Source organism: Streptomyces sp. BK340 (genome assembly GCF_007827595.1).
GTDB lineage: Bacteria > Actinomycetota > Actinomycetes > Streptomycetales > Streptomycetaceae > Streptomyces.
In genome coordinates this window covers 478,245-490,239 of the sequence record NZ_VISR01000002.1, presented here as the reverse complement: position 1 = coordinate 490,239, position 11,995 = coordinate 478,245, and the positions used below count along the sequence as shown (strand labels likewise).

At 73.3% G+C, this 11,995-nt stretch carries 14 protein-coding genes; 7 read left to right on the top strand and 7 right to left on the bottom strand.

Translation table 11 applies throughout. From position 1 onward, the window contains the following. The first annotated feature begins 122 nt into the window (after positions 1 to 122). The 7 genes from FB157_RS05585 (at position 123) to FB157_RS05555 (ending at position 5,593) form a co-directional block, all read left to right on the top strand. Positions 123 to 1,166, top strand: coding sequence for an energy-coupling factor ABC transporter permease (locus tag FB157_RS05585; protein WP_145876505.1), 1,044 nt, complete (start codon positions 123 to 125; stop codon positions 1,164 to 1,166). Between the two features lies 1 nt (position 1,167). Then, positions 1,168 to 1,929, top strand: a complete 762-nt coding sequence (gene cbiQ / locus FB157_RS05580; RefSeq protein WP_145876502.1) for a cobalt ECF transporter T component CbiQ — start codon at positions 1,168 to 1,170, stop codon at positions 1,927 to 1,929. Then, positions 1,917 to 2,678 (top strand): energy-coupling factor ABC transporter ATP-binding protein, encoded by a 762-nt coding sequence (locus FB157_RS05575; protein ID WP_145876500.1) that lies wholly within the window; start codon positions 1,917 to 1,919, stop codon positions 2,676 to 2,678. Before cbiQ ends, FB157_RS05575 begins: the two co-directional genes overlap by 13 nt. Further along, entirely contained in the window at positions 2,675 to 3,151 is a 477-nt protein-coding gene (locus FB157_RS05570) for a MarR family winged helix-turn-helix transcriptional regulator (protein ID WP_145876498.1), read from the top strand. Before FB157_RS05575 ends, FB157_RS05570 begins: the two co-directional genes overlap by 4 nt. Positions 3,152 to 3,309: 158 nt before the next feature. Continuing rightward, complete coding sequence (locus FB157_RS05565) at positions 3,310 to 3,714, top strand: organic hydroperoxide resistance protein (protein WP_145876828.1); 405 nt, start codon at positions 3,310 to 3,312, stop codon at positions 3,712 to 3,714. 100 nt (positions 3,715 to 3,814) lie between these two features. After that, positions 3,815 to 4,345, top strand: coding sequence for a hypothetical protein (locus FB157_RS05560; RefSeq protein WP_145876496.1), 531 nt, complete (start codon positions 3,815 to 3,817; stop codon positions 4,343 to 4,345). A gap of 87 nt (positions 4,346 to 4,432) precedes the next feature. Further along, a complete protein-coding gene (locus FB157_RS05555) occupies positions 4,433 to 5,593 on the top strand; it encodes a serine hydrolase domain-containing protein (RefSeq protein ID WP_145876826.1) in 1,161 nt (386 codons plus the stop codon). Between the two features lie 85 nt (positions 5,594 to 5,678). Here the strand turns inward: FB157_RS05555 and FB157_RS05550 are convergent, their stop codons facing one another. The 7 genes from FB157_RS05550 to FB157_RS05520 form a co-directional block, all read right to left on the bottom strand. Beyond that, positions 5,679 to 5,954: a DUF1876 domain-containing protein gene (locus FB157_RS05550; protein ID WP_145876494.1), complete on the bottom strand. Its 276-nt coding sequence runs from the start codon at positions 5,952 to 5,954 to the stop codon at positions 5,679 to 5,681. A gap of 91 nt (positions 5,955 to 6,045) precedes the next feature. Further along, the gene (locus FB157_RS05545) at positions 6,046 to 6,936 is read right to left on the bottom strand and encodes an NAD(P)-dependent oxidoreductase (protein WP_145876492.1); all 891 of its coding nucleotides are present in this window, start codon (positions 6,934 to 6,936) and stop codon (positions 6,046 to 6,048) included. A gap of 125 nt (positions 6,937 to 7,061) precedes the next feature. Beyond that, positions 7,062 to 8,351: an NADase-type glycan-binding domain-containing protein gene (locus tag FB157_RS48225; protein WP_261386179.1), complete on the bottom strand. Its 1,290-nt coding sequence runs from the start codon at positions 8,349 to 8,351 to the stop codon at positions 7,062 to 7,064. A 373-nt stretch (positions 8,352 to 8,724) separates the two neighbouring features. Then, positions 8,725 to 9,288, bottom strand: a complete 564-nt coding sequence (locus FB157_RS05535; RefSeq protein WP_145876490.1) for a phage tail protein — start codon at positions 9,286 to 9,288, stop codon at positions 8,725 to 8,727. Beyond that, the gene (locus FB157_RS05530; RefSeq protein ID WP_145876488.1) at positions 9,285 to 11,246 is read right to left on the bottom strand and encodes a putative baseplate assembly protein; all 1,962 of its coding nucleotides are present in this window, start codon (positions 11,244 to 11,246) and stop codon (positions 9,285 to 9,287) included. The genes FB157_RS05535 and FB157_RS05530 overlap by 4 nt, the downstream gene beginning before the upstream one ends. Continuing rightward, entirely contained in the window at positions 11,246 to 11,668 is a 423-nt protein-coding gene (locus FB157_RS05525) for a GPW/gp25 family protein (protein ID WP_097254132.1), read from the bottom strand. Before FB157_RS05525 ends, FB157_RS05530 begins: the two co-directional genes overlap by 1 nt. Further along, positions 11,668 to 11,985 (bottom strand): PAAR domain-containing protein, encoded by a 318-nt coding sequence (locus FB157_RS05520; RefSeq protein WP_145876487.1) that lies wholly within the window; start codon positions 11,983 to 11,985, stop codon positions 11,668 to 11,670. The genes FB157_RS05525 and FB157_RS05520 overlap by 1 nt, the downstream gene beginning before the upstream one ends. Positions 11,986 to 11,995: the final 10 nt, after the last annotated feature.

The following is an 11,995-nucleotide window of genomic DNA, read 5'->3' as shown; positions in this document are numbered from 1 at the left end:
CTACGCGGAAGTCGTGCATCCGCTTTCCATCCAATGTGCCACATTTTTCCGTTCGCGCCCGATGGGAAGCGAGACCACGTCTCTCTTGCAAAAGGTTCGCAACAAGCCTCTAAAATCGTACGGTGCACGTACCTGACGGATTCATCAACGCCCCCACCTCCGCGGTCACCGGAGTGGTCGCCGCCGGCGCCCTCGCGGTGAGCCTGCGCGGTGCCCGCCGCGAACTCGACGAGCGGACGGCACCGCTGGCCGGGCTGGTGGCGGCGTTCATCTTCGCCGTACAGATGCTGAACTTCCCGGTGGCGGCCGGCACCAGCGGCCATCTGCTGGGCGGGGCACTCGCCGCGATCCTGGTCGGCCCGTACACGGGCGTGCTGTGTGTGTCGGTCGTGCTGCTCATGCAGGGCGTGCTCTTCGCCGACGGCGGACTGACCGCGCTCGGCGTGAACATCACCGACATGGCGATCGTCACGACCGTGGTGTCGTACGCCGTCTTCCGCGCGCTGCTCGCCGTGCTGCCGCGCAAGCGGCGCTCGGTCACCATCGCCTCCTTCGTCGCCGCGCTGGTCTCCGTGCCGGCCGCCGCCGTCGCCTTCACGCTCATGTACGCGGTCGGCGGGACCACGGACGTCGCCATCGGCAAGGTGGCGACCGCGATGATCGGCGTCCATGTGCTGATCGGCATCGGCGAGGCCGTGATCACCGCGCTCACCGTGAGCGCCGTCATCGCCGTCCGCCCGGATCTCGTGCACGGCGCGCGCGGCCTGCAGCAGCGGCTCAAGCTCCGCGTGAACGGCGCGCTGGTGGACGCTCCGTCGCCCACGGCACCCGTCGCGGCGCGCACCTCCCGGCGCACCCTGTGGATCTCTGGACTGGTCGCGTCGCTGGTGCTCGCCGGCTTCGTGAGCTTCTACGCCTCCGCCGACCCCGACGGCCTGGAGAAGGTCGCGCACGACCAGGGCATCGACAAGAAGACCGGACAGCACGCGGCGGCCGACTCCCCGCTCGCCGGCTACGGCGTCAAGGACGTCCCGGACGCCCGGCTGTCCGGCGGCCTCGCGGGCGTGATCGGCGTCGGCGTCACGGTCGTCGCGGGCAGCGCGGTGTTCTGGGCCGTGCGCAGGCGCCGCGGCGCGGACGTCTCTCCCGTGAACACGGGCGTGTGACGTGGGAGCGGGACACGCGCACCGGCTCTACCGGCACGGGCACTCCCCCGTGCACGCCCTGCCGCCGCACACCAAACTGGCGGCCGCGTTCGCCTTCGTCGTGGTCGTGGTGTCCACCCCGCGCGAGGCGATGTGGGCGTTCGCGGCTTACGCCGTCCTGCTCGGGTACGTCGCGTACCGCGCGCGCGTGCCCGCCGGATTCCTGCTCGGGCGGCTGCTGATCGAGGTGCCGTTCGTGGCGTTCGCGGTCCTCATGCCGTTCGTGGCGGAGGGCGAGCGGGTGCACGTGCTGGGCCTCTCGCTCAGCGTGAACGGGCTGTGGGGCGCCTGGAACGTGCTCGCCAAGGGCACGCTCGGCGTCGCCGCCTCCGTGCTGCTGGCCGCCACCACCGAACTGCGCGAACTGCTGCTCGGACTGCAGCGGTTGAAGCTGCCGCCGCTGCTCGTGCAGATCGCCTCGTTCATGATCCGCTACGGCGACGTCATCACCGACGAGATGCGCCGGATGCGGATCGCCCGCGAGTCGCGCGGCTTCGAGGCGCGGGGCGTACGGCACTGGGGCGTCCTCGCCAAGTCCGCCGGCGCGCTGTTCATCCGCTCCTACGAACGGGGAGAGCGCGTACACCTCGCCATGGTGAGCCGGGGGTACGCCGGCTCGATGCCGGTGATCGACGAGGTGACCGCGTCCCGGGCGCAGTGGTCGTACGCCTTCACGCTCCCCTGTGCCGCCCTCGTCATCTGTCTGCTGGGATGGGTCCTGTGAGTACTGCTTCCCTGGAGGTCTCCGGCCTCGCGTTCGCCTATCCCGACGGCCATCAGGCCCTGTTCGGCGTGGACTTCTCGATCGGGCGCGGCGAACGGGTGGCGCTGCTCGGCCCGAACGGCGCCGGCAAGACCACCCTCGTCCTGCACCTGAACGGCATCCTGGGCGGCGGCACCGGCACGGTGACCGTGGCCGGGCTGCCCGTCGGCAAGCAGCACATGGCGGCGATCCGGCAGAAGGTCGGAATCGTCTTCCAGGACCCCGACGACCAGCTGTTCATGCCGACCGTGCGGGAGGACGTGGCGTTCGGGCCGGCCGCCGCCGGGATCAAGGGGGCGGCGCTGGAGGAGCGGGTGCGCACGGCCCTGGAGCGGGTCGGCATGCAGGACTTCGCCGACCGTCCGCCGCACCACCTGTCCTTCGGCCAGCGCCGCCGGGTCGCCGTCGCGACCGTGCTCGCGATGGAGCCGGAGATCCTGGTCCTGGACGAGCCGTCCTCCAACCTCGACCCGGCCTCCCGGCGTGAACTCGCCGACATCCTGCGCTCCCTGGACGTGACGGTCCTCATGGTCACGCACGACCTGCCGTACGCCCTGGAGCTGTGCCCGCGCTCGCTGATCCTGAGCGACGGCGTGATCGCGGCGGACGGCCCGACCGGCGAGCTGCTCTCCGACGACGCCCTGATGCGGGCGCACCGTCTGGAGCTGCCGTTCGGCTTCGACCCGAAGTCCGTGACAATGGGCGCGTGACGCGTCAAGACGACCGAGACGACAAAGGGGCCGCCGGGTCGCTGCTGCTGGACGACCAGCTGTGCTTCGCGCTGTACGCCGCACAGCGCGCCGTGACCGCGGCGTACCGTCCGCTCCTCGCCGACCTGGGGCTCACCTACCCGCAGTACCTCGTGCTGCTGGTCCTGTGGGAGCGCGGTGAGACCAGCGTGAAGGAGCTGGCGGGCGCCCTGCGCCTGGACTACGGCACCGTCTCGCCGCTGCTGAAGCGGCTGGAGGGGGCGGGTCTGGTGCACCGGGAGCGCGCGGCGGACGACGAGCGCTCGGTGCTCGTCGCGTGCACCTGGCGCGGGGAGCAGCTCAAGGAGCGCGCAGCTCGCGTACCCGGCGCACTGCTCACGACCACGGGGCTGGAGACGCAGGAGATCAAGCGGTTGCGCGAGGAGCTGTGGAAGCTCACCGAGCGCGCCGGCGCGGCCGCCGACCGTCGCTGATCTCGCGTTACCCGCGGTTGCCACCCCCTGCCGGGACAGACCGACCTACCGGCCGGTACCTTGTGCACGATGTACTTGTGCGCCACTTGTTCCAGGGGAGGCCCACCTTGCCCGATGTCGCCGCCGACACGGCTGTCGACACCCGTCCGACGAAGATCATGTACGTCGCCGAGGCAACCGCCCACGGCGGCCGGAACGGCTATGTCACCAGTCAGGACGGCCAGATCGAGCTGCAGGTCGCGATGCCGCCGGCGCTGGGCGGGGACGGCAACGGCACCAACCCGGAGCAGCTGTTCGCGGCCGGCTACAGCTCCTGCTTCCACAACGCGCTGATCCTGGTCGGCAACCGCGCGGGCTTCGACCTGACCGGTTCCACGGTGGCCGCGAAGGTCGGCATCGGCCCGAACAAGCACCGCGGCTACGGCCTCGCGGTCGCCCTCAGCATCTCCCTCCCGGTCCTGGACCGGGAGATCGCCGAGAAGCTGGTGGACGCGGCGCACGAGGTGTGCCCGTACTCGAACGCGACGCGCGGGAACATCGACGTGACGATTCTGCTGGGCTGAGCCCCCACGCCGGATGACGCAGCCCCCTCCCGGGTACAACGCCGGTGTCGCCCTTCCGGGCGGGGCAGGGGGTGCCGTGCACTGGTTGATGCCGCGCAGGGTGACCGCACGCGCTCGGGAGCGGAAGCTGGGCGCGTACGTCGAGTGCGAACGCACCGTCCCGCCGCCGGTGCTGCTCTTCCTGGAGGCCACCAGTCCGTTCTGGCTGGTCGTGCCGATCATCGTGCTCGTACGCCTGTGCATGGGGTACTGGGACGAACGCACCGTCACGGGCGGCCTGTACACGCTGGCCGTACTGCTGCCGATCGTCTTCGGCTTCCGTATCGGCTGGTACCGGGGCGCGCTCTACCGCTTCCGCCGGGGCGTCGTGCTCCGGAAGTTCTGGACCTACCGCGCCTACACCTGGGCCGAACTGACCACCGAGAGGCACGGGTACTGGACGGAAGAGGGCGACAAGTTCGAGTACCGGGTCTGGCGCGAGGAACTGGAGCTGCGCACCCTCGACGGGTCTCGTGTCTACCGGTACGAACGGAACCCGTCCGGGCTCGAGAAGCTCGTCCGGTCGGCGCGCGGGCCGCAGGACGCGGTCCCGGCCGGGTACGAGGACGGGCCCGAGGGCGCCGGGCCGTAGCGGACATCACCATCTGCCGAGGAATCCAAGGCCGCACACCCGTGTTTCACTCATGGTCGCAAGCGAGTGGAGGGACCGGGCGTGGATGTGGATGTGAACGGCACGGTGGCCGATGGCTTCGAGCCGGTCAGGGAGGCGTTCGCAGCGAACTTCGCGCTGCTCGGGGAGCGCGGCGCGGCCGTCGCCGTGTACCGGGACGGCCGTAAGGTCGTCGACCTCTGGGGCGGCACCAGGGACGTGGACGGTACGGCCCCCTGGGAGCACGGCACCGCACAGATCGTGCGCTCCGCGACCAAGGGTGTCGCCGCGGCCGCGCTCCTGCTGCTGCACCAGCGCGGCGAACTGGACCTGGACGCCCCGGTCGGCACGTACTGGCCCGAGTACAAGGCGGCCGGCAAGGAGCGCACACTCGTCCGGCACCTGCTCGCACACCGCGCCGGCGTGCCCGTGCTGGACCGCCCGCTGACCCCCGAGGAGGCGGCCGACCCCGACCTCGGGGCGGCGGCCGTCGCCGCGCAGGCGCCGGTGTGGGAGCCGGGCACGGACCACGGCTACCACGCGCAGACCTACAGCTGGCTCACCGGCGAACTGGTCCGGCGGATCACCGGGCGGCCGGTGGGCACGTGGGTGGCGGACGAGCTGGCCGCGCCGGCCGGCGCCGACCTGTGGCTCGGCCTGCCCGAGGCGGAGCGGGCGCGCGTGGGTCGCGTCGGCCCCGTGGAGGCTCCCCTGACGTCGGGCGCGCTGAAGACCCGCCCGAAGCGGTCCGTGTCCGAGGCCTACGCCGACCCGGACTCCCTCACCCGGCGCGCCTTCGCCGCGATCACCCCGCTCCCGGACGAGAACGCGCCCGCCTACCGCGCGGCCGCCCTGCCCGCCTCCAACGGCATCGCGACCGCCAACGGCCTGGCGCGCTTCTACGGCTCGCTCATCGGTGAAGTGGACGGTGGCACCCGCCTGTTCACCCCCGGCACCGTGGAACTGGCCCGCGCGGAACAGTCCGCCGGACCCGACCGGATCCTCGTCGTGGGCACCCGGTTCGGCCTCGGCTACATGCTGCACGGCAGCGCGTCCCCGCTGCTCTCCGCCGGCTCCTTCGGCCACCCGGGCCGGGGCGGCGCCCTCGCGTTCGCCGACCCGGAGTCGGGCGTCTCCTTCGGCTATGTCACCAACGGCTTCAGGAAGAGCGTGACGGCGGACCCGAGGGCGCAGGCGCTGGTGCGGGCGGTGCGTACGGCGCTCGCGTAGGGCGCCCGCGTAGGACGCCCGCGTAAGGCGCTCGCTCAGGGCGCGTGCTCAGGGCGCGTGCGGCGCCGCACGCGCCCCTCGGGCGTCACACGTTGATCGGGTGCGAGGTCCGGCCGGACGCCGCGTCGATCTCCCCGTGTGCCTTGGTCAGCAACTCCATGGCCAGTTCGTTGAGCGCGCGAGCGCCCGCTATCTCCTCGCCGACCCGCGGCTGGTTCGAGTCGATACGGTGACGGCTCGCGCTCCCATGGGCCCGGACCTCGCTGCCGTCGGGCAAGCGCACCAGGGCGACGGCACGCGTGTGCGTGTCGTCCTCCCGGAATTCCAGCTCCACGTGCCAACCCACAGCGGTGTGCATCATGTCGACCACCTCCGGAGAACCACTGATACCAGGGTGCTCCCGCGCGCGCGGAACGTCATGCGGAGGCCCGGGTCGCGGCCTTTGGGCCGGTTCAGCCGGCCGGCTTCTCGTCGAAGCTGGCGAAGTAGGCGGCGGCCATGTCCTCGTCGGCGTGCCCCTGCGCGGCGGCCCGGGTGAGCCGTTCGGCCGTCGCGGCGGCGAGGTCGAGCCGTACCCCGCCCCGCTCGGCCGCCTGCACGATGAGCCGGGCGTCCTTCGCGGCGGTGCTCACGGCGAACGACGCCGGGGTCAGCTTCCCGTCGAGCACCAGAGTGGCCTTGGCCCGCAGGTACCCCATGTCGAGCGGCCCGCCCCGGATCAGTTCGAAGAAGTCCTGCGGGTCGGCACCGAGGGCCTGGGAGAGCGCCAGCACCTCACCGGCCGCCGCGGTGGCCGTCAGGACCCAGCTGTTGGCGACCAGCTTCAGCCGGCTGGCGCTGCCCTCCGCCCCGTCCGTACCGGTCCACACGGTCCTGGCGCCGACCGCGTCGAACACGGGCGTGACCGTCTCCCGGCCCTGCTCGGGCCCGGCGGCCAGCACGGTCAGCTGACCGGCCTCGGCGGGCTGGCGGGTGCCGAGGACGGGGGCGTCGTAGAACACCAGCTCGTGCTCGCCCGCGAACGCGGCCAGGTCGGCGATCAGTTCGATCCCGACGGTGGTGCACTGCGCCCACACCGTGCCCGGGCGGAGCGCCGGGGCGGCCTCGCCCATGGTCTCCAGGGCGGCGTTGCCGTCGAACAGCATGGTCAGCACGACGTCGGCGCCCTCGACGGCCTCGGCGGGCGTTTCCGTGACCCGGATCCCGTTCGCGGCCAGCGGCTCGGCCTTCTCGCGGGTGCGGTTCCACGCCCGGACCTCGAATCCGGCGCGAGCGAGGTTGCGGGCCATGGCGGCGCCCATGATGCCGGTGCCCAGGACACTGACGGTCGGCTTGTCGGTCATTGACGGCTCCCTGTCGTACGGTTCCTGCCCTCGTGGTCCGCGATCATCTTCGTACGGACGACCCTCAGGACCGCTCCTTTCCGGCTGCGGCACGCACCGGTCCGTCGAGCCGGGCCCGGTGGTCGTCAGCTCCGCTGGAAGAACTCCACCTCCGCCAGCGCCAGGTGCCGGCCCCGGGTCAGACCGACGGGCGAGCCGAGCACCAGGCGTACCGTCTTCGCTTCGCTGATCCCGGTGGAGATCGTCTGGGGGCCCGGTTTGTCGCTGAGGGTGACCTCCTTGTGGTGCTTCACGCCGTCCTGTGTCGTCACCTCCATGTCCAGCTGGAGCGCGCGTGCCTGGCCGGCGTACGCCTCCGGAGACGAGGAAGCGCCGTTGGTGATGATCACGTCGACCAGCCGGAACGGCTTGCGGAAGGTGTAGGTCACCGAGGCGCCCGGCCCGGGTGCGCCCCAGTAGCGGTTGCTCAGCCCGTCCGTGGTGTCCGTCGCCGGATGCCCGCGCACCTCCGCGCTCGCCCTGACGTCGGCCGGGGTCACGGGCCTGGCCTTGCCCAGTTTGTCCCGGGTGTCCTCGAACAGGGCGCGGCCGGCCGGCAGCAGCAGGAAGGCGCCCGCACACAGGGCCAGCACCACGGCCAGGATCACGAAGAACCGGAACGCCCGGCCCGAGCCCGCGCGGGTGCGGCGGCGGAACGGCCATACCGTTCGCCACCACGGCAGCGGTGCGGGCTTCGAGGCGGGTGTCAGTTCGGCGGCGCAGCGTCGGCAGAAGCGGCGTTCCGGCTGGTTGAGGGTCCCGCAGGCGGGGCAGGGCCGCCCCGTCCCCTCGTCCGGCGCCGCGACGGGTCGTACGACGGGGCGGGGGGCCACGGGCTTCGCGGGGCGTACGGGGCCGATCTGGTCCGGGGCCGGTGCGGGCGCCTGCGGCGTGCGGGGCTGGATGGTCGGGGCGCGTGGGGTGGGGGGTACGGCGGCCTCGGCTGCGCCTTCGGCCGGGCTGTTCCCACCCGCACCACCCGTGCGGCTTTCGTCGCCGGGTGCGGGTGGCCCCTGTGGGGCGTCCTCTCCGTCGGCGGCCACCGGTCCGCGCGTCGTGGCAGCGGCGGGACCGCGGGCTGCGCGCGGTTCGTCCGCGGCGGACCGGCGCGCAGGGGTGGTCTCGGTCCGGTCGGGGGCGGCACCGGAGCCCTCGGCGTCCGGGGCGCCGCTCGGCTCCCTCGCCCCGGCGCGGCCGCGGCCGGTCAGCCGCCCTCGCAACGACGGGGTGCGGATGCGCGCGGCGGACGCCGGCTCGTCCACCGGACGTGCGGTGGGCGCCGGGGTGGGGGCGGGCGCGGACCGGAATTCCGGGGACTCCGGGGACTCCGGGGACTCCGGGGACTCCGGGGACGGCGCCGATCGCTCCGGCGCCACAGGTACGCCCTGGGTCGACCGCTCCGGTCCCGGAGCGGTGCTCGGTTCAGACGACTCCGGTGCTGTGGGCGTACCCGAAGCCGACCGCCCCGCCACCCCAGCCGCGCCCGAGTCCGACGGCTCCGGTCCCGGAGCGGTGCTCGGTTCAGACGGCTCCGGTGGCGTGGGCGTACCCGAGGCCGACCGCCCCGCCACCCCAGCCGCGCCCGAGTCCGACGGCTCCGGTCCCGGAGCGGTGCTCGGTGCGGACGGCTCCGGTGCTGTGGGCGTGGGGGTGCTGGAGTCGGACCAGCCCAGGTACGCGCCGCAGTTGCCGCAGAAGTCGTCCGTGGGGTCGTTGGACGCCCCGCACGCGGGACACGCGCGCATGACGTCACCTCCCTTCGTCGGCGGGCGGGGCGGGCAGGACCTCCACCCGGAAGGCCGTGTGCACCGGGCACATGGCCCGGACGATCTCGCGGAGCCTGACCGCGTCCACCCGCGCCTCGCGGGCCGGCCACACCCGGACCAGGATCTCGGCGTCCGGCTCCGGCGGGAGGCCGGCACCCGCCGTGCTCGACCACGTCGCACCGCCGTCACCGGTCACCTCGGCGTGCACGCCGAGCGCGAGGTGCAGGGCCTCGGTCAGACCACGCCTGGTGCCGCGCCACCGGTGCAGCTCCACCGCGCGGACGACCGCCTCACGGCGCAGTTCCACGGGCCACCGCGGGTCGTCCTCGACGCCCACCCACGACGCCAGCCAGGCCAGGAAGTCGGTCGGGGTCAGCCGGGGGTCGAGATAGGCGGGCAGGTTGTCGAGGGTCGCGAACACCGGGGCGAGGACGGTGTCGAGACCGGCGGTGAACCGTTGCGCGAAGTCGTCGTCGGCGTACAGGGCGGGCAGCTGCTCGCCGATCGGGTACCTGCTCGGCAGGCCGGGCACGGCGGCGCGGCTCATCCCCGCGCCTCCGGATCGACGGCCGTGACGACCACCTGGTGCTGGTAGGAGAAGACCAGTGCGCCCGGGACCACGTCGATGCGGTCCGCCGGGGCGCCGCGCCGGCCGGTGATCGGGTCGGCGGGGAACAGCCGGATCTCCTCCACCAGCGCGTTGCCGGTGGCGCGCTGCAGGACTCCGAAGACGTCGCCGTACTGCACCGGCCGCCCGAACGGCCAACCGGTGCCGTCCGGACCGCCGTTCAGCGGGCTGAGGTGCCGGTACAGCGCGTCGAGCGCCGCGTCGCGCACCCGGTCGGTGTCGCCCGGCGCCGCCGCGAGCCGGGCCACCACGGTGACGCCCTGGTACACCGGCGGCTCCACCACGAGGCGGGTGCCGATCAGACGGCGCTCGTCGAGGCTCGTGGTGATCGCTTCGAGCACCTGGTCCGAGGGGATCAGCTGCTCGAAGCGGAGCCGGTCGTCGCCCTCGTCGGCCACCGCGTCCGGCACCACCAGGACCCGTACCGCGCCCGGACCGTCCGCGGCCGGCAGACAGCGGACCCGGCGTACCGAGGGCGCGGCCTGGCGGCTGATGATCTCGTAGTCCTCAGCGGTCACCGCGCGCTCCTGCATCCGCAGCACCTCCGGCGCCCGCAGCTTGGCGTTGGCGACGCTCTCCCCGGCGACGCCGCCCCGGGCCGCCTCCCGGTTGGTGACCCGGGCGACGTACGGAACGGAGCTGCGCAGCACGGATATCGCGCCGCGGGCGACGTTGCCCGCCGGGCCGCCGCCGGTGCGGTAGCGGGCCACCCGTATCCGGGCTCCCTTGGGCGGTACGGCGCCGCACTGCCGCAGCGAGCCGTCGGGTTCGCGCAGCGCCGGGGGAAAGGCGAACTCCCCGGTGGTGGCGTCCACGCGGACGTGCGGGTCGGCGGGGCCGGAGCGGCCGAAGTGCTCCACCACCTCCCAGCGCTGCCACCCCTCGGCCGAGGAGACCTCGACCACGGGGGGCTCGCCGTCGAGGAGGACCGGCGGGCGGGCGAGCCGGAACGTCTGCCCCGAGACCCCTTCCGAGGTGCCGAGCGGCACATCGGTCACGGTCTCCGCGTGCTCGGCGGACATGGTGCCGCCCACGGTGAACACGGCCGCCTCGCGCACCGTCGGGGACTCCGAGTAGAACGGCTGGCCCGGCTCCGCCTCGGTGACCCGGCAGCGCAGCCAGCCGGCCCGGGTTCCGCCGATCACCGACGCCGTGTGCCCGGCCGGTACGTACACGATGACCTCGCCGGGCCGGTTCAGCCCGCCGGTGGTGTCGGTGCCGGTCTCGCACCGCTGCCAGCCGCCACCGTCCCAGGCCTCCCACACGAGCGGGGGCTGGCGCGGGTCCACGCCGACGCCCTCCACGCGGCTGTCCAGGCGCACCGCGACGACGCAGCGCGGCACCGCCGTCGGCAGGCCGAACAGCAGTGCGTCGCCCGGCTCCGGTGCCGCCTGGAAGCAGGGGATGTCGTGTCCCTCGGCGAGCACGGCCGTCCGGTCGGTCTGCTGACCGGACCGCGGTGCGGTCACCAGGCGCATCAACTCGCTGGGGAGGATGCGCAGTTCGTCCGCGGTCGTGAACACCACGGCCTCGTCGCTCTCGCCGCGCGCGGTGGTCACCTCGGTGCCCGCGGGAAGCGCGACCGTGTCGGGCTGCGGCGCCGAGAGCCAGAAGTCGACGTCGGCACGGGCCGCGGTCGGCGGGAACAGGCGGATGTCCAACAGGTCGAGGAACGCGGAGTAGTTCTTGTCCGGAACCCGGTTCAGCCGGTACAGCAACTGGTCCACGAGGTAGGCGAACGTCTCGATCAGGGTGACGCCCGGGTCGGAGACGTTGTGGTCGGTCCACTCCGGGGCTCGCTGCTGCACGTACCGCTTCGCCTCGTCGACGAGTTGCTGGAACCGCCGGTCGTCCAGGTTCGGGGAGGGCAGGGCCATCAGTGAGCGCCCGCTTCCTCGGCCCCCTCCTCGGAGGGGATCGTGTAGAAGGGAAAGACCAGGTTGCGCCGGTCGTTGGTGGAACGCACCGTGTAGTGCACGTCGATGTAGAGGGTGCCGTCCTCGACCGCGTCGAAGGCGACGACCACGTCGTCCACCGCGATGCGCGGCTCCCACCGCTCCAGGGCCTCGCGCACCTGCTGCGCGATGCGGCCGGCGGTGGCGCCGTCGCCGGGGGCGAAGACGTAGTCGTGGATGCCGCAGCCGAACTCGGGGCGCATGGGGCGCTCGCCGGGCGCGGTGCCGAGCACCAGGCGGATCGCCTCCTCGATCTCCCGTTCCCTCTCGACCATGGCGATCCCGCCGGTCGGCCCGACCCGCAGCGGGAACGCCCAGCCGCGGCCGATGAACCGCTCGCTCATCACACACCGCCGATCAGGACGTTCGGGGCGCCGGTCATGATCATGGCGCCGCACGCCGTCTGATCGCGCGCCTTGGCGGCGGGCAGGCCGCCGATGAGGACGGCGCCCGACACGAGCCCGGCCGGGTTGGGCACGACCACGTTGGCCGGTCCCAGGGCGGCGTGCGGTGGCATCGGGCAGGCGTGCAGGCTGCCCACGACGGCGGCGGGGCGGCCGCCGATCAGCACCGTCGCCACCGCCGTGGCGGCGCCGGGCGGCGGGGTGGCGATCACCCCGCCGTGGTTGGTGGGGTCGCCGGTACGGGCTGCGGCGGGCATGCGGCGCTCC

Excerpts from the sequence above, each read along its gene's own strand:
- FB157_RS05575 (WP_145876500.1), top strand. The coding sequence starts at position 1,917 with ATGGGTCCTGTGAGTACTGCTTCCCTGGAGGTCTCCGGCCTCGCGTTC.
- FB157_RS05565 (WP_145876828.1), top strand. The coding sequence starts at position 3,310 with ATGTACGTCGCCGAGGCAACCGCCCACGGCGGCCGGAACGGCTATGTC.
- FB157_RS05550 (WP_145876494.1), bottom strand. The coding sequence starts at position 5,954 with ATGATGCACACCGCTGTGGGTTGGCACGTGGAGCTGGAATTCCGGGAG.
- FB157_RS05545 (WP_145876492.1), bottom strand. The coding sequence starts at position 6,936 with ATGACCGACAAGCCGACCGTCAGTGTCCTGGGCACCGGCATCATGGGC.
- FB157_RS05535 (WP_145876490.1), bottom strand. The coding sequence starts at position 9,288 with ATGAGCCGCGCCGCCGTGCCCGGCCTGCCGAGCAGGTACCCGATCGGC.
- FB157_RS05530 (WP_145876488.1), bottom strand. The coding sequence starts at position 11,246 with ATGGCCCTGCCCTCCCCGAACCTGGACGACCGGCGGTTCCAGCAACTC.
- FB157_RS05525 (WP_097254132.1), bottom strand. The coding sequence starts at position 11,668 with ATGAGCGAGCGGTTCATCGGCCGCGGCTGGGCGTTCCCGCTGCGGGTC.
- FB157_RS05520 (WP_145876487.1), bottom strand. The coding sequence starts at position 11,985 with ATGCCCGCCGCAGCCCGTACCGGCGACCCCACCAACCACGGCGGGGTG.